The sequence below is a fragment of the Halarcobacter anaerophilus genome, from assembly GCF_006459125.1.
Classification (GTDB): Bacteria; Campylobacterota; Campylobacteria; order Campylobacterales; family Arcobacteraceae; genus Halarcobacter; species Halarcobacter anaerophilus.
In genome coordinates this window covers 2169933-2188488 of record NZ_CP041070.1, presented here as the reverse complement: position 1 = coordinate 2188488, position 18556 = coordinate 2169933, and the positions used below count along the sequence as shown (strand labels likewise).

17 protein-coding genes, 2 tRNA genes and 2 rRNA genes are annotated in these 18556 nt (G+C 33.8%); 6 read left to right on the top strand and 15 right to left on the bottom strand.

Annotated features, from left to right (window positions below):
- The first annotated feature begins 15 nt into the window (after positions 1-15).
- From AANAER_RS10865 to AANAER_RS10850, 4 genes are all read left to right on the top strand, one after another.
- Positions 16-91: transfer RNA gene (locus AANAER_RS10865), tRNA-Ala, on the top strand.
- Positions 92-445: 354 nt separating this feature from the next.
- A 23S ribosomal RNA gene (locus AANAER_RS10860) occupies positions 446-3330 on the top strand.
- Positions 3331-3460: 130 nt separating this feature from the next.
- Positions 3461-3576: ribosomal RNA gene (gene rrf, locus AANAER_RS10855) — 5S ribosomal RNA — on the top strand.
- 146 nt (positions 3577-3722) lie between these two features.
- Positions 3723-3798, top strand: a tRNA-Thr gene (locus tag AANAER_RS10850).
- 11 nt (positions 3799-3809) lie between these two features.
- Here AANAER_RS10850 and AANAER_RS10845 read toward each other — a convergent pair.
- From AANAER_RS10845 to AANAER_RS10780, 14 genes are all read right to left on the bottom strand, one after another.
- Entirely contained in the window at positions 3810-4685 is an 876-nt protein-coding gene (locus AANAER_RS10845; RefSeq protein ID WP_129081222.1) for a peptidylprolyl isomerase, read from the bottom strand.
- Between the two features lie 54 nt (positions 4686-4739).
- The gene (locus AANAER_RS10840; protein ID WP_044417848.1) at positions 4740-6092 is read right to left on the bottom strand and encodes a multiheme c-type cytochrome; all 1353 of its coding nucleotides are present in this window, start codon (positions 6090-6092) and stop codon (positions 4740-4742) included.
- 23 nt (positions 6093-6115) lie between these two features.
- On the bottom strand, positions 6116-6661 hold the full coding sequence (locus AANAER_RS10835; RefSeq protein WP_044417850.1) for a cytochrome c3 family protein: 546 nt from the start codon (positions 6659-6661) through the stop codon (positions 6116-6118).
- 111 nt (positions 6662-6772) lie between these two features.
- Entirely contained in the window at positions 6773-7216 is a 444-nt protein-coding gene (locus AANAER_RS10830; RefSeq protein ID WP_129081221.1) for a PAS domain-containing protein, read from the bottom strand.
- A complete protein-coding gene (locus AANAER_RS10825) occupies positions 7217-7600 on the bottom strand; it encodes a chaperone NapD (protein ID WP_129081220.1) in 384 nt (127 codons plus the stop codon).
- 13 nt (positions 7601-7613) lie between these two features.
- Positions 7614-8555, bottom strand: coding sequence for a WD40 repeat domain-containing protein (locus tag AANAER_RS10820; protein ID WP_129081219.1), 942 nt, complete (start codon positions 8553-8555; stop codon positions 7614-7616).
- 10 nt (positions 8556-8565) lie between these two features.
- On the bottom strand, positions 8566-8844 hold the full coding sequence (locus AANAER_RS10815) for a hypothetical protein (protein ID WP_129081218.1): 279 nt from the start codon (positions 8842-8844) through the stop codon (positions 8566-8568).
- Positions 8845-8854: 10 nt separating this feature from the next.
- Positions 8855-9337, bottom strand: coding sequence for a ferredoxin-type protein NapF (locus tag AANAER_RS10810; RefSeq protein WP_044417861.1), 483 nt, complete (start codon positions 9335-9337; stop codon positions 8855-8857).
- 2 nt (positions 9338-9339) lie between these two features.
- On the bottom strand, positions 9340-9972 hold the full coding sequence (locus AANAER_RS10805; RefSeq protein WP_044417862.1) for a nitrate reductase cytochrome c-type subunit: 633 nt from the start codon (positions 9970-9972) through the stop codon (positions 9340-9342).
- A gap of 1 nt (position 9973) precedes the next feature.
- Positions 9974-10789: a quinol dehydrogenase ferredoxin subunit NapH gene (napH, locus tag AANAER_RS10800; RefSeq protein WP_129081217.1), complete on the bottom strand. Its 816-nt coding sequence runs from the start codon at positions 10787-10789 to the stop codon at positions 9974-9976.
- Positions 10779-11576 (bottom strand): ferredoxin-type protein NapG, encoded by a 798-nt coding sequence (gene napG / locus AANAER_RS10795; protein ID WP_164969319.1) that lies wholly within the window; start codon positions 11574-11576, stop codon positions 10779-10781. The genes napH and napG overlap by 11 nt, the downstream gene beginning before the upstream one ends.
- A gap of 53 nt (positions 11577-11629) precedes the next feature.
- Positions 11630-14440 carry a nitrate reductase catalytic subunit NapA gene (gene napA, locus AANAER_RS10790; protein WP_129081215.1) on the bottom strand — a complete coding sequence of 937 codons (2811 nt, stop codon included), beginning with the start codon at positions 14438-14440 and terminating at the stop codon, positions 11630-11632.
- Positions 14441-14622: 182 nt separating this feature from the next.
- Positions 14623-15594 (bottom strand): GTP 3',8-cyclase MoaA, encoded by a 972-nt coding sequence (moaA, locus tag AANAER_RS10785; protein WP_129081214.1) that lies wholly within the window; start codon positions 15592-15594, stop codon positions 14623-14625.
- 70 nt (positions 15595-15664) lie between these two features.
- Complete coding sequence (locus AANAER_RS10780) at positions 15665-16003, bottom strand: nitrous oxide-stimulated promoter family protein (protein WP_129081213.1); 339 nt, start codon at positions 16001-16003, stop codon at positions 15665-15667.
- 95 nt (positions 16004-16098) lie between these two features.
- Here AANAER_RS10780 and AANAER_RS10775 point away from each other — a divergent pair, with 95 nt between their 5' ends.
- Complete coding sequence (locus AANAER_RS10775; protein WP_044417875.1) at positions 16099-16761, top strand: Crp/Fnr family transcriptional regulator; 663 nt, start codon at positions 16099-16101, stop codon at positions 16759-16761.
- Position 16762: 1 nt separating this feature from the next.
- Positions 16763-17752 carry a type IV pili methyl-accepting chemotaxis transducer N-terminal domain-containing protein gene (locus AANAER_RS10770; protein WP_129081212.1) on the top strand — a complete coding sequence of 330 codons (990 nt, stop codon included), beginning with the start codon at positions 16763-16765 and terminating at the stop codon, positions 17750-17752.
- Here the strand turns inward: AANAER_RS10770 and AANAER_RS10765 are convergent.
- Entirely contained in the window at positions 17749-18549 is an 801-nt protein-coding gene (locus AANAER_RS10765; RefSeq protein ID WP_129081211.1) for a YihY/virulence factor BrkB family protein, read from the bottom strand. The genes AANAER_RS10770 and AANAER_RS10765 overlap by 4 nt on opposite strands.
- Positions 18550-18556: the final 7 nt, after the last annotated feature.

The window sequence follows — 18556 nt, the reverse complement described above, 5'->3', positions numbered from 1 at the left end:
GATTATCCAGTAGATGGGGATATAGCTCAGCTGGGAGAGCGCCTGCCTTGCACGCAGGAGGTCAGCGGTTCGATCCCGCTTATCTCCACCATCTATAACAAATCAAGAAAAAGAGTTTTGAAATAAAAATCAAATATAAGTTCAATAAAAAAGTTGAATTTATATTTGACTTTTAAAGTCAAAGTGATATTTAAAAACATAATGTTAAAGTCTTTAATTTTTTCGTTTAAATCAATATCTTTCGTATAAAGATGATTTAAAAAACAAAAAAATTTCATATCTAAAATTTACTAGAAATAGTAAAAACATGATAGACACAACTATATTATTGAAGTTAATTCAATAAGATAGTAGCCAAGGAATAATTATTCAAAAAAGGTAGAATAACGAAAGTTATTTTATTCTCAAATTGGTCCCTTTAAAAATGAAAATTTTTAAAGGAGATTAAAAAGCTATAAAGGGCTAATGGTGGATGCCTAGACTGTAAGAGGCGATGAAGGACGTACTAGACTGCGATAAGCATTGGGGAGCCGTCAAGAGGCATTGATCCAGTGATTTCCGAATGGGACAACCCAGTATGTTATGCATACTATCCTTTTAAAGGAAGCGAACCTGGTGAAGTGAAACATCTCAGTAGCCAGAGGAAGAGAAATCAAATGAGATTCCCAAAGTAGCGGCGAGCGAAATGGGATTAGGGCACTTAGTGATAATATTTAAGATAGTAGAAATATCTGGAAAGATATAGCATAGAAGGTGAAACTCCTGTATACGAAATCTTGAATGTGGTACTAGACTAAGGAACGAGTAGGTCGGAACACGTGATATTTTGACTGAAGATGGGGGGACCACCCTCCAACCCTAAATACTACTTACAGATCGATAGTGAACAAGTACCGTGAGGGAAAGGTGAAAAGTACCCCAGTGAGGGGAGTGAAATAGAACCTGAAACCATTAGCTTACAATCATTCGGAGCCCTATGATTTATCAGGGTGACGGACTGCCTTTTGCATAATGAGCCTGCGAGTTGTGGTATCTGGCAAGGTTAAGCCAAGTGTGAAGCCGTAGCGAAAGCGAGTCTTAATAGGGCGAATTAGTCAGATGCTGCAGACCCGAAACGAAGTGATCTATCCATGAGCAGGTTGAAGCTGGTGTAAGAGCTAGTGGAGGACCGAACCGGTAGGCGTTGAAAAGTCTTCGGATGACTTGTGGATAGGGGTGAAAGGCCAATCAAACTTCGTGATAGCTGGTTCTCTCCGAAATATATTTAGGTATAGCCTTATGTAGTAACATATAGGGGTAGAGCACTGAATGGGCTAGGGCTGCTTACCGCGGTACCAAACCCTATCAAACTTCGAATACTATATGCGTAATCATAGGAGTCAGGCGATGGGTGATAAAATCCACCGTCGAGAGGGGAACAACCCAGACTAACAGCTAAGGTCCCAAAGTTACATCTAAGTGGAAAACGATGTGGAGTTACTGTGACAACCAGGAGGTTGGCTTAGAAGCAGCCACCCTTTAAAGAAAGCGTAACAGCTCACTGGTCTAGTGATTCTGCGCGGAAAATATAACGGGGCTAAGATGTACACCGAAGCTTTAGATTCGTGATTTTTCACGAGTGGTAGGAGAGCGTTCTATTCAGCGTTGAAGCCATACCGGTAAGGAGTGGTGGAGCGGATAGAAGTGAGCATGCAGGCATGAGTAGCGAGAATTAAGGTGAGAATCCTTAACGCCGAAAACCCAAGGTTTCCTACGCGATGCTCGTCATCGTAGGGTTAGTCGGGTCCTAAGTCGAGTCCGAGAGGGGTAGACGATGGGAAATTGGTTAATATTCCAATACCAATATATAAGCGCGATGTGGGGACGCATAGAGTTAGTCGAGGTCACTGATGGAATAGTGGCTCGAAGGAAGTAGGTTGTAATTTAGGAAAATCCGGATTACGATAGACCGAGATCTTACAGGCTGATGACACTCTTCGGAGGAGATTCAGAATCGATGATACTGTCGTGCCAAGAAAAGCCACTAAGTATATTATATATTGCCCGTACCGTAAACCGACACAGGTGGGTGGGATGAGTATTCTAAGGCGCGTGGAAGAACCCTGGTTAAGGAACTCTGCAAACTAGCACCGTATCTTCGGTATAAGGTGTGCCTACTTTGGTATAGAGATTTACTCTCGAAAGCTAAAGAGGTTGCAACAAAGAGTCCCTCCCGACTGTTTACCAAAAACACAGCACTTTGCTAACACGTAAGTGGATGTATAAGGTGTGACGCCTGCCCGGTGCTCGAAGGTTAACTGATGACGTTAGCATTAGCGAAGCGTTTGATTGAAGCCCGAGTAAACGGCGGCCGTAACTATAACGGTCCTAAGGTAGCGAAATTCCTTGTCGGTTAAATACCGACCTGCATGAATGGCGTAACGAGATGGGAGCTGTCTCAACCAGGGATCCAGTGAAATTGTAGTGGAGGTGAAAATTCCTCCTACCCGCGGAAAGACGGAAAGACCCCGTGCACCTTTACTACAGCTTGACACTGTAGCTTGGATATTCATGTGCAGGATAGGTGGGAGGCTTAGAAACGTAGACGCCAGTAGACGTGGAGCCAACCTTGAGATACCACCCCTGAATATTTGAGTTACTAACTGCGAGAAGTTAACCTTCTTCAGGACAATGTCTGGTGGGTAGTTTGACTGGGGCGGTCGCCTCCTAAAAAGTAACGGAGGCTTACAAAGGTTAGTTCATGGCGGATGGAAATCGCCAGTTGAGTATAATGGCAAAAACTAGCTTGACTGTGAGACATACAAGTCGAACAGAGACGAAAGTCGGTCATAGTGATCCGGTGGTTCTGTGTGGAAGGGCCATCGCTCAAAGGATAAAAGGTACGCCGGGGATAACAGGCTGATCTCCCCCAAGAGCTCACATCGACGGGGAGGTTTGGCACCTCGATGTCGGCTCATCGCATCCTGGGGCTGGAGCAGGTCCCAAGGGTATGGCTGTTCGCCATTTAAAGCGGTACGCGAGCTGGGTTCAGAACGTCGTGAGACAGTTCGGTCCCTATCTTCCGTGGGCGTAGGAAAGTTGAAGAGATTTGTCCCTAGTACGAGAGGACCGGGATGAACGTACCACTAGTGTACCAATTGTTCTGCCAAGGGCATCGTTGGGTAGCTACGTACGGATGAGATAAGCGCTGAAAGCATCTAAGCACGAAGCCAACTCTAAGATGAACTTTCCCTGAAGATCCCAGCAAGACTAGCTGGTTGATAGGCTGGATGTGTAAGTGAAGTAATTCATTTAGCTGACCAGTACTAATAGATCGTTTGGCTTTTTTTATAAATTTCTTGGTTTACTATCTTATTGAGTTAAACTCAAAAGAGTGTCAAAAGACTTAACATTAATTTAAAGAACTCAGAAGATGTGAGTAAAGAGATATATTATTAAAAATAGTTTCTTTACTCATATTGCTGGTGGTTTTAGCGAGGTGGAAATACCCGGCTCCATTCCGAACCCGGAAGTCAAGCACCTCTGCGCTGATAATACTGCTCCCTACGGGAGTGGAAACGTAAGCCGCTGCCAGCTCTTGAGTTTATTTTTAAGCCTTATCTTTCTCAACTTATCTTTAGTTGTCTAAGACAAGGCTTTTTTTTAGCCCTTTTTCTCAAAATTAAATTAGTTTTGATTATTCTTTTGGTATTATTCTCTCCTTAATAATTTGTTTACTAATTGCCCGCATAGCTCCAACGGTAGAGCAATCCCATGGTAAGGGAGAGGTTGCAAGTTCAAATCTTGCTGTGGGCACCATTTTAAATACTTTAACCTTTAAAAATGATTTTTATTTTTGCCTCTTCTTTTAATTTGTTTATTTCTTCAAATGCCCAATTAATCACAGTCTCTTTTATATAATCTTCTTTGACATTGATTTGACTCTCTTTGTATCCTCTTTTTACTTCATCTTGATATCCCATTACATATATTATTTGGTAACCGAAATCAGTTTTAAAGGGTTTACTGTAATCTCCTCTTTTTAGCTCTTTTAGAGCTTGTTTTAGCTCTGTGGGCATATTTTCATAATAGAATTGTCCTAAGTAACCGTTTTTGTCTTTTGTAGGCGCCAGAGACTCTTTTGATGCTAGTTCTTGGAATGTTTTTATTGGATTTTTACTTTTTTGTAATTTTTTCTCTATTTCTGATGCTTCTTTTTTTGTATTTACAACTATATGTAAAAGTTCATACATTTTTTTTGTATCATATTTTTGTTTGTTTATTTCATAATATTTTTTTAATGTATTTATATCAGGATTTAATTTTTTAGCTTTTTTATCTAATAACATATCAAAAGCCAATAAGCCTTTTTTACTTCTTATTTGCTCTTTTGAATAGCTATTTTCACTCTTTTTAACTTTTGATGCTAAATCATTATTGTTTTTTTTTGTTTTTTCAATTATATGATTAAATATATCAATAAATTTTTTTTCTTTTATAATACCGCTATTTAATGCATATTCTATTGCAAGTTCTTTTTCAATCAATCTTTTTATTGCAATTTTCTTTTGATCTATATTCATGGTTGAAAAGTCATTATGGGTTACATCTGTTGTTATTTCATTTCCGTTTACAATTGCCAACAACTCTTTTGCATATATATTTGTAGCAAGAAGTATAAGTAACAGGGATACTAAAAGTTTCATGAATTTTCCTTTTTATTTAGCTTATTATATAAGGGAGAACTTCTCCCTTATAATTTAGTCGATTTTTCCGGTTTTTATTCTATGTTCGTATATTTTTTTCATCGCTCTAATATCTTGTTGAAGTTCAAATACACCGTGCCAGTGAGCATAATCAGGTCCATTCATTAATGCACCTTGTCTCATTCTTCTTCCTTGGTGATGCCATAAATGATAGTAGATTTTAAAGAATTCATCTGTCCATTGATCCTTTTCAATCAAACCTTTTTCTTTTAATTCATCTAACATTTTTTTAGCAGGTGCATAATAAGACTCATTGTAAAGTATTACATGTTTATCTGCCATCTCAAAGAAGTTTTTAGTGTGTAATGTACTGTGACAAGATTTACATACTTGTTCCATCTCTGCTCTTGCTGCTTTGTGTCCGTCAGGATGTCCTGCAACAGGATTTCCTTTTGTAAATTTACCTTCTTCTTTCCAAACTTTTACGGCATTATCAAATCCGCCGTCTCTTAGGTTAGATTTTGGAGCCCACAAATTCCATTTTAATCTTCTGCTTATATTGTGAGTTGTTTTCAAATCTCCGATTCCACTCATATGACATGTAGCACAAGTAGGTGCTCTGTAATCTCCCGGTTCCCAAGCATCGGGTGCTGAATCATATTTCCATTTATTTCCTTCTGCATTAAAAATATGTCCGTGTTTTGAGTTATTATAAATCTCAATATCAGGATGATCCGGTCCTAAGTGACATGAAGCACAAGCGGCAGGTTTTCTAGCCTCTTCAATAGAGAATTTGTGTCTTGTATGGCAAGTAGCACAGTTTCCTACACTTCCATCGGGATAAATAGTTCCCATTCCTGCTTGCGGCCAAGTTTGGGGTGTCGGTCTTTTGTTTGAATCTAATTCCACGACTCTACCGTGGCATTGCATACATCCTGTTGCTTCGGGTGAACCTTTTGTGTGAGGATTATCTGCACCTTCAAAATGGTGTATTAGTGACTGCATTCCTGCTTTTGCATGAACTTGCAGACCTGCTCTTGCATGTCCACTCTCTTCAAACTCTTTTACTTCGTTAGGGTGACATCTTTGGCAAGTTTTAGGAGTAACCAATAACGAAATATATACTTCTGTCCCTTTTACTCCTGGACAGGCTTGTGTTGCCATTGGTGAATCTTTTTTTACTTGGTGGCAATCAATACATGAGATTCCCACATGACCGTGGCGGCTCTCTTTCCAATCATTTACCATGCCTGGTGTTTCTTTGGCATGACACTCTACACAGCTTTTTCCAATTTTTGTCATATCCCTGTCAACTTTGAGGGTTTTAACTGAACTTAAGTCACCGACATTAGCCGCAAAAAGCATAATACTTGAAGCAAATATTGATAACAGTAACTTCTTTAACATCTCTTCTCCTTTTCTTTTGGGACTTAATTTTTAGGCAAATATAAACCTAAATCTTTATGTCCTACATTCTCGTGACAACCAACACAAGTTTTATCTGTAGTTTTTGCAAAATACTTTCTGTGTGCATTAAATGCTTTTAGATTTGATTCTGTTGCATTTTTAAGATTTGTGTGACAATTAAGGCAGGCACTATCATAAGTGAAAGATTCTCTGTGTTCTCTCATCTTATGCCAATCTATTTTTGAAGTATCTTCAAAGTTTTCTACATATAAATCATGCATTCCTGTTTTAACCTTAGTGATTAAGTAATTAGCCATTGAGTCTTGCGGTAAATGACAATAAACACATTTTACTTCTATGCCGTGCTCTCCTGCTCCTCCATGTATATCCATTTTATATGAATCAACAACGGGTTGCATGGTGTGACAGCTTGCACAGTAGTTTTTATCGCTTGTATGTTTTACCCCGACTGAGCTACCAAACGAAATAATCAGACCTACAATAAGCCCGACTAAAACAAGTGATAACGGAACAATGACTTTGGATTTGGATTTTTTAATCTTTTCCATCGTACTCCTTTACCGTTAGATTCACCGTTTTCATTATAACCTAAATGAATGTTCATTTTTATTGACCTAAGTCAAGAGAGTTGATTAAAAAAAAGAAAAAAGCAGTCTATTTTATGAATAGACTACTCTTCGAATATTCTCTTTATCAATATTTCTATATTGATCATAGAGTTTTTGATATTTTAGTTTTGTTTCGTAAGTTATTGGAGTTCTTATTGATTTGTATTCTACTAAGTGATTGTCTTTATAAACACCGCTTATTATTGCATGGACCCAATAAAATCCATGATCTTTTCTTAAGTTTTTTATAACTCCTTCCCATTTTTGCTTGTTTTGGAGTTTTTCCCACATCTGCCTAAAGATTTTTTTTGGCATATCCGGATGTCTTACTATATTATGAGGATTTCCTATTAATTCCTCTTCTTCATAACCGCTAATTTGAGCAAAGGTGTCATTTACGTAGGTAATAACACCTTTTAAATCTGTTCTTGAAATAATAAGTTCATTTTTTGGAACTATTGTTTCTATTAGAAATTCACTCTCATTATATTCCATCTAATCAACCTTACTAAAATCTTTTGCAAAGCCTTCTAAATCTTTCTTTTTCAAGTCTCCTCTATAAAGAATTTTTTTAGGATCTACATTTTCATCATTCAACATTTTAGGAACTAAATCGGCATTTTCCAAAACTTCCATATGCTCTTCTAACTCCTCTTCACTATATGCCATTTGCATATCTGCCGAGATTACATGGGGAATTGCTTCTATTACTCTTAATTTTGCAAGTTCTTCATCTACGCCGTTTCCTTCTATTGTGACAACTACTCTTCCTTTATCGTCATGTATATAGTAATCACACTCTTTGCAAGCTACTAAAGCTTCTACAACCTGATCCAAATATTTTGGAGTAGTTTGTACTACTATACTTGAAATATTCATTTTATCTCTCCTTTTAAAATCTAAAATAGTTTATTTTCTGACTATCACTGCTTACTAAGACTTCATTTTTATTTATAAATAATATTTTTGTTATAGTTGCATCTTGACCTTTTAATTCATAAAGATATTTTTTTGTTTTTGTATTAAAAATTAATACATCATTTTGTTCATTAAAGGCTATTGCTGCGAATTTTGCAGTTTTATCTAAAGCACAGCTGTAAAGTAAAAAATCAAAATCAAGACTGTAAGTGTTTAATTTATCGTATAAAACGGCTTTTCTATCTTGTCCTGCTGTTAAAATTACTCCTTTTTTAAAGTCAAGCTGATATACTTTATCAAGATTTAAGGCTTTTAACTCTTTTTTTATACTTCCTTTTTGAATATCTAATACTCGTACTATTCCGCTCTCATCTGTTGAAGCGATACTTTTTTTATTTTCACTTATTACAAAATCGGAAAAGGATGAAGCACTAACTTGAACTAAATACTCTAAGGTTTTTGTTTTTATATTATATAAACCTATTTGATTGCTAAGAAGGGCAAAGATTATTTCATCTTTATTTACGAAATATGCTTTTTGAATATAATACTTTTTGTCTATTCCTATAATTTTTTTCAAGGAGTTATTTTCATAAATATAGATATTTCTATAACCTTTCATTCCTTGAGATACAATTAAAATTTTATTTTCAAGCAGATCAATAGAGTAGATTTTTGAGGCAATAGAATCACCCATAAAATCTTTTATATCGGGGATTTTTATAGTGTTGATTTTATTTTTTGTATTTAAATCAAAAATTTCTATACTTCCGTTATCTGTTGCCGTATAAATTTTATTGTTTTTAAATTTTATATCTTGAACACTGCCTGAGGCTTTAAAAACTTCTTGAGGCTGCATTATTTGTGTAGCAAAAAGATTTAGAGAAAAAAAGATTAAGAGTAAAATTTTATACATTTTAATCTCCTTATTTTTGATTTATTTCATCTATTTCATTTTTATACTCTTCTTGTAAAAGAGCCATTTGATTGTTTAAATCTTGATAATTTTTAGGTGAAAGTGACTTTGATTTCGTCCATACCACTTCTATATCAAAACCATATTCACTTGAATACTCTTCAAGTTTTATTTTGTACTCATCTAAATCTTTGCAAATAACACTGTTATTACTTAAGGTATCGGTTAGTTTTATAAACCAATTTTGATCTTTGTCTTCATCTACGTGAGATACGAATTTTACCGGCATTTTCTTCTCCTTAATCAACTATTTTTATTGCATTGCTTGGACAAATGTTAACACAAAATCCACAATTTGTACAAAGATTTTCATCTATTGAGGGACGAAAAACTCCTAAAAATTTTATAGCATCATCTAAACAAGGGTCTTTACAGGAAAAACACATTGTTTGATGCCAACTCATACATTTTAGTATATCTATCTCAAATTTGGCATTAACTCTTTTTTTATTTTCAAGGGATAATACCTCTTTAGGACAATTATTTGCACAAGCATCACAATAAGTGCAGCCTCCAAGACTGAAATCTAAGATAGGAGTTTTATCCTCTTTTATAACAATTATATTCTCTTCGCAAAAAGTGGCACATTGATTATCGCAATCAAGACACTCTTTGTAAAAAGAATCTAAATCTTTGTAGTACGGTGGTCGAATAATACTCTCTTGACCCTCTTTTTTTGAAAAAGAGTTGGCAAGAGAGCTAAAAAGCTCTCTTCTTTCCATCTTTATTCCATTAAAGTATTTAACCCTTCGGTTAGTTTGCTTCCGCTCCAGCTTGATTTTTTATTTCCCTCTTTATCGGTAAAATCCGGTTGGAATGTATTTCCTACCAATTCTCCTTTGCTTTGCGGTGCATGACATTGAGTACAGTTAAATCTAGCAGATGATAACTTATTTAAATGTTTAATTGAAACATTCGCAAGTTTTTCACTAGAAGTGTTGTCAATCTCTTTACCGTTTTTTGTAATTTTACCATCTTTTGCCAATGAAGTATCAGGTCTGAAATTAATCATATGTGAGTTAGGATATGGCAAAGCCCCTAACGACGGTGCTACTTCAGGCGAATGACAGCTTACGCATTGGTTATTGTTTATAGTAATAGGTAACATACCCTCAACATCGTGTGGAATCATCGGCGGAGCGTCTTGAAAAGCTCTTTTAAATGTTTTTCCTCCCGTACTAGGTGCTACTTTACTATAATGTGTCTCTTCAGGCACAACTTTATCTTCATTATAAAGGTTATCTTTTCTTAACCCTAATGACTCTTCTGAATATGTCGGTTGAGCTTTACTGCAACCTATAAATACTATAAATGAAGTCACTGCTAAACCAAGCCCAAGTTTAGTAACAAGTTTCATATCATTTCTCCTTCTTTTTATTTGCAATTAGATCTCTTATTGAAAAATTCATTGCATCATCTTCACAAACTTCAATACATCTTCCACAATTCGTACACTCTGCTGATAAAACTTGTCCCGATTCTTTTCCTACCATAAAAAGTACTTGACTCTCTGGACAAACCTCTTTGCATTTCATACAAAGCGTACATTTTTCTTCTTGGTGCTCTACTTTTATAAGACTAAATCTTCCTATTAGGGAATAAAATCCGCCTAAAGGACAGATATGTCCGCACCAACCGTTTTTTAAAACAAAAAGATCAAACAAAAATATCATTAAAATTGCTGCCCAGCCGAATCCTAATCCAAAAACAATACCTCTGTGTATCATTGAAATAGGAGAGATAAATTCAAAAGCCGGTACTGCAAAAATAAAAGAGATAATTAAACTTAAAGCAATTATCCAGTATCTCATATTTCTAGTTGCAGGTTGTTTTTTTTGAATTCTGTTTAATCCGAATTTTCTTCTTGTATAATTTGCTAAATCGGTTATCATATTAACAGGACAAACCCAAGAGCAAAATGCTCTTCCTCCGATTATAGAGTAGAATAAAACAACAATTAAAGCACCTACGAAAACATCTGAAGCTATAATTGCTCCTGATACAAACATTTGTAATACTGCATAAGGGTCACTCATTGGAATAAGATTTAAGATTTTTGATGAGCTTAAATTTCCAATTAAAAAGTTCCATCCCCAGGCATTTGCCGCAAAATATAAAAACATTATTGATATTTGGGTAAATCTTCTAAGAATTAAAAATTTATTATTCATCATCTAAAAGTCCTTCCATATCATTTAACGAATCTACAGCTTTTTGTTTGCTAAGTTCTGTTTTGGTTGTTTTGCTTGTTGCATTTTCCAATCTTTTTTCATCGTTTTTATCCCAGCCTTTGATATAATAATCTCCGGCACGTCCTAAAGCCACTTCTCTAGGCAGAACAAAAATTGATGCTTTTTCCGTTACGCAAGCTCTTTCGCAAAGACCGCAGCCTGTACAAAAATCACTATCGACAATCGGTTTTAAAAAAGCATGTTTTCCTGTTCTTTCATTTTTTGTATATTCTAATTTTATAGCAACATCTAATAAGGGACAGGCTCTATAGCAGGCATCGCATTGAATTCCCCAAAAAGCAATACAGTTTTTTGTATCTACAACAGCGACTCCCATTTGTGCTTTATTGATATCAAGTTTTCCGTTTGTGCTGACTTTGTCTAAATTTAGGGCATCGGTCGGACAAACAGGAACACAAGGTATATCTGTACACATATAACATGGAGTCTCTCTTGGTTCAAAAAAAGGAGTTCCCAAAGGTTTGTTGTCTCCCGGTTTTGCCAATTTGAGAGTATCATAAGGACATGCTTCTACGCACATTCCGCATTTGATACATGTTTTTAGAAAATCTTTTTCATCTAAAGCACCAGGAGGTCTAAGTGTCAGTTGTGAAGCCGTAACTTCATCAACATATGCACTCCACATAAGACCTCCAAGGGCAGCAAGTCCTGCCGCTCTTGCCATAGTTAGAAAAAATTTTCTTCTGTCACTTATCTCTTCGTTCTTCATCTTTTTCTCTTTTAAAGGATTGTTACTGTTCAAAGCAGTACTCCTTAATGTTTTTATGCTTTATAAACTTTTACTGCACATTTTTTATAATCAGTCTGTTTTGATTGAGGACAAGTTGCGTCCAAACAAACTTTGTTGATGAAAACTTTTTCGTCAAACCAAGGTACGAAAACTAAACCTTTTGAAGGTCTGTTTCTTCCTCTTGTTTCAACTCTAGCTTTAACTTTTCCACGTCTTGATTCTACCCAGCATAATTCACCTTGTTTTAAGCCGTATTTTTTTGCATCTTCGGGATGCATATAACATAAAGCTTCAGGAACTGCTCTATATAATTCAGGAACTCTCATTGTCATTGTTCCACTGTGCCAGTGTTCCAAAACTCTTCCTGTGCATAACCAAATAGGATACTCTTCATTTGGAACTTCCGGAGGATCCATATAGGGTCTTGCAAATATTTTTGCTTTGTTTTTTAAAGATTTTTTAGTTTTGTTTTTAATTCCTAATAAATCTCCGCTTGGAAGTGCTTTTGCTAGTTTTCCGTAAAAAGCAAAATCTGTATCTCCTGTCTCTTTACCGTATTTTTTTGCATAAGGATCATATTTTGTATTAAATCGCCATTGAGTCTCTTTACCGTCAACTACGGGCCATTTAAGTCCTCTTACTCTGTGATATGTATCAAAGTCTGCCAAATCGTGGGCATGACCTCTACCGAATGAAGCATACTCTTCAAATAGATATTTTTGGATAAAAAATCCGTAACCTTTCCAAACTTCTCCGTCACTTCCCTCTACATTTCTGCTGTCACCGAAACCTTCTGAATTATCATAACCTTTTTGTATTGGATCATTGTGATCTAGTTTGTAACTTTTTGCCTCTTCGTTTGCAAATAGAATATCATACATAGTTGTATTTTCATCATATCCCATCTCTTTTGCTTTAGAGATTACATTAGGAAGTTTTTTACCGTTTCTTAAGGTATAGTCTTTCCATAAATCTTTTACCGTAAATCTTTTTGCCAATTCTACCCATTGCCAGGTATCCGACATTGCGTCACCTACAGGAAGTACTTGTTGTCTCCAGTGTTGGGTTCTTCTTTCGGCATTTCCGTATGCTCCCCATTTTTCATAAATCATTGCACTTGGAAGTATCAAATCGGATACTTTTGCAGAGATTCCGGGATACCCGTCTGAACAAACGATAAAGTTATCCATTTGTCTTGCAGCTTTTATCCAGTGAGTTGCACTTGCGCTATCTTGATAAGGGTTACATACATTTACCCAAGCAAATTTGATAATGCCGTCTTCTATATCTCTGTGGATTTTCATAATATGTTGATTTCCTACAGGATTTAGTGTTCCTTGAGGAATTTTCCATCTTTTTTCCGCAATTTTTCTGTGAGCGGGATTTGCAACCATCATATCAGCAGGTAGTCTATGACAAAATGTTCCCACTTCTCTTGCTGTTCCACATGCACTTGGTTGTCCTGTTAAAGAGAATGCTCCAGAACCTGGTTTTGCTTGTTTGTTTAATAAGAAGTGAACATTATATGACAAAGTATTAACCCAAGTTCCTCTTGTATGTTGATTCATTCCCATTGTCCAAAAAGACACCACTCTTCTTCCTTTTTCAACATATAATGAAGCCAATGTTTTAAGTTTTTTCTTAAATTCATTTATATCTTCATCGGGATTACCTTTTGCTATTTTTGCAACATAATCTAAGGTATAAGGTTCAAGGAATTTTTTATACTCTTCAAATGAGATTTCCCAGTGTTTTAATCCAGCTGGTTTATTCTCCATCACTTCACCCTCTTTATATCCATATGGAGCAAGAGCAGGTGCCTCAGTTTGTGATACGATTTTTTTCATCTCTTTAGAGATAGTTTCCATCTCTTTTTTAGTATATTTCCCTTCTACAAGAGATTTTTCTCCTGCTCTTCTCATTCCATAACCCATATTTACGGGACTTGCAGCAAAAATTATATGTTTTTTTACAAAATCCCAGTCAATAGCTTCGGGATGATTATATACGATTTCATGTGCTATATAGTTCCATAAAGCTAAATCTGTATTAGGTGTAAAAATAATCTCCATATCTGCCAAGTCAGAACATCTATGTCTATATGTCGAGATATTTACGACTTTTACTCTTTTTGGATCTGTTAATTTTCTATCTGTAACTCTTGACCATAAAATAGGGTGCATTTCCGCCATATTAGCTCCCCATGTTACAACCGTATCGGTTAATTCGATATCATCATAACATCCACTTGGTTCATCGATTCCGAAAGTTTGATAAAATCCGACGACAGCTGAAGCCATACAGTGTCTTGCATTTGGATCAATTGCATTAGATCTAAATCCGGCTTTCATCATTTTTTGGGCTGCATAACCTTCCATAATAGTATATTGCCCTGATGCAAATACTCCGACTCCTTCGGGACCTGATTCTTTTAAAGCTATTTTGATATGTTTTTCCATTTCATCAAAAGCTCTTTTCCATGACACAGGAGCAAATTTACCGTTTTTATCGAATTCTCCTTTTGCATTTACTCTTAAAAGAGGAGTTCTTAATCTATCTGCTCCATACATAATTTTTGCATTAAAATACCCTTTAATACAGTTTAACCCTCTGTTTACAGGAGCTGCAGGGTCTCCTTTTACCGCAACAATTTTTCCGTTTTTTGTTGCCATCATAATTCCGCAACCTGTACCGCAGAATCTACATGCAGCTTTATCCCATCGCCAACCGGCTTCTGCCGTAGAAGCTGCAGCTTTTAAACTGCTTGGTACATTCATGCCCACTGCAGCAGCTGCTGAAGCTGCTGCAGAGCTTTTTAGAAAATCTCTTCTTGAAAGTGACATCTTCTTCCTCCCTCTAAAATTTTTCTTTTCTAACAAGACAAGTTTAACACCAAATAAAAATTAATACCTTGACTTAAGTCAAATAATTAAAAAAAGATTTGTTTTTAATATAATAAAAAAAATTAAGTGAGATTTTATAAAGTTTAATAAAGCAGAAGAGAAGGAGTCTTATAAAAAGTTTTTTATCCTCCCGTAAAATAAAAAGCTCTACTTGATATTTCCGTATTTTCTGCTGTTTTATTATGTGACCATTTGTTTTTTTCAGGTCGATTATCTATTACCTGTTTTAAAATATTTTCCGTTTTTTGTTTGTTATGCAGGCTGCTTTTTATATTTAAGGAATCTTCATAATATAAACAAGGAATTAAATCTCCGTTTGCACTTAGTCTTATTCTGTTGCAGGCTTTGCAAAATGAGTCGTCATAAGGTTCAATAATTCCAAAAACATATCCATCTTCATCTTTATATAGTTTTGCCGCGGAGCTTTTGGGAAGATTGGTCTCTTCAAGACAATATTTGCTTTTTATGGTTTCTATTATTTGGGAACTTGGAACTGTTTTTAAATCTATATAGGCATTTTTATTTTCCATATACTCTATAAAACGGATTTGTATATTTTTCGATTTTGCAAAATTATAGAGATTTAATATCTCATTTTCATTTATATTTTTTAAAATTACGCTGTTTATTTTGACTTTTACTTCTGCTTTTAAAGCAGCTTCAATTGAGTCTAATACTTTTTGAAGTGCATCTCTTTTACTTAAATACCAAAAAGTCTCTTTTTCTAAAGAGTCAAGAGAGATATTTACTCTTTTTAATCCAGCCTCTTTTAGTTTAAAAATTTGCTCTTTTAGAAGATAAGCGTTTGTAGTAATGGCTAAATCGATATCAGGTTTATAAGATGAAATCATAGAAATCAATTTATGTAAATCATCTCTAACTAAAGGTTCTCCACCTGTTATTCTTATTTTTTTTATTCCCTTATCAATTGCTACTTTGATAAAATCAAACATCTGTTCATATGAAAGTAAATCCTCTTTAGGCGTCCATTCAAAAGGTTTTTCAGGCATACAGTATTGGCATCTGAAATTACATCTTTGTGTTACGGACACCCTTAAATAATCAATTTTTCTGTCAAATTTATCTACTAACATAATAATCTCCTATTTAAAATCTTACACCAAAAAAGAACTTTATTGCTTGACTTAAATCAATATTTTGAATTTATTCGGAAAAAAATTTTTTTATTTTTGTAAGACCTGATTTAAGAGCACTATACCTCATGATTTTTGATAAATTTTTCCAATAAACTTTTTCATAACAGGGATTTGGACATTTTCTGCATCTTGGTTTTTCCTCATGAGGGCACTCTTGTAATCTTTTTATGCTGTAATTGATAATCTCTTCACACTCTTCGCATAAATTTAGATTTATATGGATTTTTTCATCTTTATATATAATTACAGATTTAAAAGAGTTTTGATTTGAATGTTTGTTTTTGCAATATAGTTCAGAAAATTTTTTTAGTATCTGAATTTCACTTTTAAATTTCTCTTTTGTCATTTCTTATCTTTTTATTTCCATTTTACAAAAATAAAAAAAATATTAAATTGATTTGAGTCAATTAATATTTCAGTTTTTTTTTATATAATAGATTTATGATTAAAACAAAAGAAGCTATAAAATCAATAAGTCTCTTTTCTCATTTAGAAGATAAAGAGCTGGAATTAATTGCATCAATGTCTGAACTCTCCTCTTATAACACCGATACGGTGCTATTTTATGAGACTGAGTCTACAGATAGATTGTTGTTTTTGGTTGATGGACTTTTAAAAGTTTATAAAATCGATAAATATGACAATGAGATATTTTTATATTATGTATATCCAAACTCAATGATTTCAGAGTTGTCAAATTTAAAAGATAATAAAATTAACTGTTTTTCAAATAGTGAATTTTTAAGAGATAGTCTTCTTCTATCTATAGATTTTAAAAGGTTTAAAAAAGAGTTTTTATCTCAAAACGAGCTAGTTTTAAAATTTATAAACGAACTTATTTATAAAAATCAACAGCTTCAATGTATTGTAAACAGGGAGTTGGTTTTTGATGCAACTTCAAAAGTTGCTTTTATGTTAACAAATGATTTATCTATGTTTAACCAACTAAAAAGAAATGAAGTGGCTTTACTGCTTCATATTCAACCTGAAACTCTTTCAAGAGTTTTAAAAAGATTAGTCAGAAATGAGACTATTTCAATAGAAAAAGGTGAAGTTATAATTTTAAAAGAAGATGAATTAAGAAGTATTTATTTAGGAATATAAAATGAAAAAAATCGGTGTTAGTCAAAAAATTAAAATTTTAGGAGCTTTGCTTCTAGGTTCGATATTTTTTGTAATAGCAATTACTATTTATCTAAATCAAAAAAATATAAAAGATGCGACGATAGTAAATATTGCAGGGAAGCAAAGAATGCTTACTCAAAGAATTACAAAAAATATATTTTATCTTTATCAAACAAAAACGAATAATTTTACCGAAATAGATAATGCGATTGATGAATTTAAATTTGGTTTGAATACTTTAGGAGAAGGAAATGAACTTTTGAAAATATCAAAAGCTCCTACAGAAAAAATTGTAAATCAGATTGCAAAAGTTACTGTTCTTTGGACAACTTTTGAAAAAAATACGAATGAGTTTAAAAAAGCACTTTTAAGTAATGATATTCAAGAGCTTAATTCTCTTATTAAATATATATATCAAACAAATAATAAACTTCTTGATGAGGTCGATGAAATTGTAACTTTATATACGGAATATATTGAACATAAGACAGCTTTTATTAAAAACTTTCAATATTTGGCTTTCTCTTTTCTTTTTATTTTTTCTCTTTACTCTTTGATTCAATTAAAACAAATAGAGACTCATGCAAACGAGTTTTTAGAAAAATATAAAAAAATGGGAGCAACAGATATAAATAAAATCGAACCTATAAAAGTTGAATCCGAAAAAGAGTTTGTGGAGATGGCAGATAATATTAACTTTTTTATCAATAAAGTAAATTCTGCAATGGATTATTCCCAAGTGGCTTTAGAACAATCAAGACTGGCTTCTGAAAAACTTCAGGATTTAACAGATGAGTTTGAAGATATAATTGATGATTTGGAGAATAAATCGGATATTATGAAAGGAATTGACAGAAGTGAAGATATTGCAATAGAGTCTTCCGACAATCTTATAAAAACAACAAAAAAATTAAATGATTTAAAAAAGCAGTTAGATAATGTTTTAAAAGTAGTGCAGAGTAAAGATTAATCTTTTGCTCTGTTTTTTATTCTTTCCTGAATATTCAATCTATGACACATCTTTATTCCGTAAAGATAAATCACCCAAGAGATATAAATCCAAAAAAATGAAAATAATAAAATAGCCAAAGAACCGTAAATTGTCGTATAAGTTTTATTATAAATTACATAATAGACAAACAGATTTTTTGTAATAGACAAAACTATTAGAGTAAATAAAGATGAAATTGCGGCAGCTTTAAAAGAGATCGGCTTATTAACGCTTAATTTAAACAGACCGAAAAATATAAACCATGCAAACATGAAGGTTATAAACCAGTTAAAAAAACTGTTTTCATAAAAACTTAACGCAATGTTTAGTGCTGCTAACATAAGAGGCAGAGTAATTAAAAATACAAGATAGAAAAAGAAAGATTGAAGCAGAGGTTTTCTTTTTGCATTGTGTATTTTATTTACTATATATTCATAATCTTTAAAAAACATAATAAATACGAAAAGCATATATAAAAGACCCAAAAATCCCAGTTTATTTGAGTTTGAGATATAGTCGGTGAAAGTTTGGATAAAAGCTTTTGAATGAGTAGGATTTAAGATATCAAAAATATACTCAACAAAAATATCATGATATTGTTGAACTATTTCCAAACTTGAAATTATTGAAATCAAAAGTGCGATAATAGGTAAAAGAGAGAAAATTGTAAAAAAACTTAGACTTGCGGCATAATATGTCGTGTCATCGTTGAAAAAGGAGTCTAAAGCTTTTAATAGACTCCTAAAAGGTTTTTTTACGATATCAGAATCTTCCATTTTACAA

Bases quoted from the DNA above. Each gene is read 5' to 3' on its own strand.
- AANAER_RS10845 (WP_129081222.1), bottom strand. From the start codon at position 4,685: ATGAAACTTTTAGTATCCCTGTTACTTATACTTCTTGCTACAAATATA.
- AANAER_RS10840 (WP_044417848.1), bottom strand. From the start codon at position 6,092: ATGTTAAAGAAGTTACTGTTATCAATATTTGCTTCAAGTATTATGCTT.
- AANAER_RS10835 (WP_044417850.1), bottom strand. From the start codon at position 6,661: ATGGAAAAGATTAAAAAATCCAAATCCAAAGTCATTGTTCCGTTATCA.
- AANAER_RS10830 (WP_129081221.1), bottom strand. From the start codon at position 7,216: ATGGAATATAATGAGAGTGAATTTCTAATAGAAACAATAGTTCCAAAA.
- AANAER_RS10825 (WP_129081220.1), bottom strand. From the start codon at position 7,600: ATGAATATTTCAAGTATAGTAGTACAAACTACTCCAAAATATTTGGAT.
- AANAER_RS10820 (WP_129081219.1), bottom strand. From the start codon at position 8,555: ATGTATAAAATTTTACTCTTAATCTTTTTTTCTCTAAATCTTTTTGCT.
- AANAER_RS10815 (WP_129081218.1), bottom strand. From the start codon at position 8,844: ATGCCGGTAAAATTCGTATCTCACGTAGATGAAGACAAAGATCAAAAT.
- AANAER_RS10810 (WP_044417861.1), bottom strand. From the start codon at position 9,337: ATGGAAAGAAGAGAGCTTTTTAGCTCTCTTGCCAACTCTTTTTCAAAA.
- AANAER_RS10805 (WP_044417862.1), bottom strand. From the start codon at position 9,972: ATGAAACTTGTTACTAAACTTGGGCTTGGTTTAGCAGTGACTTCATTT.
- napH (WP_129081217.1), bottom strand. From the start codon at position 10,789: ATGATGAATAATAAATTTTTAATTCTTAGAAGATTTACCCAAATATCA.
- napG (WP_164969319.1), bottom strand. From the start codon at position 11,576: ATGAAGAACGAAGAGATAAGTGACAGAAGAAAATTTTTTCTAACTATG.
- napA (WP_129081215.1), bottom strand. From the start codon at position 14,440: ATGTCACTTTCAAGAAGAGATTTTCTAAAAAGCTCTGCAGCAGCTTCA.
- moaA (WP_129081214.1), bottom strand. From the start codon at position 15,594: ATGTTAGTAGATAAATTTGACAGAAAAATTGATTATTTAAGGGTGTCC.
- AANAER_RS10780 (WP_129081213.1), bottom strand. From the start codon at position 16,003: ATGACAAAAGAGAAATTTAAAAGTGAAATTCAGATACTAAAAAAATTT.
- AANAER_RS10775 (WP_044417875.1), top strand. From the start codon at position 16,099: ATGATTAAAACAAAAGAAGCTATAAAATCAATAAGTCTCTTTTCTCAT.
- AANAER_RS10770 (WP_129081212.1), top strand. From the start codon at position 16,763: ATGAAAAAAATCGGTGTTAGTCAAAAAATTAAAATTTTAGGAGCTTTG.
- AANAER_RS10765 (WP_129081211.1), bottom strand. From the start codon at position 18,549: ATGGAAGATTCTGATATCGTAAAAAAACCTTTTAGGAGTCTATTAAAA.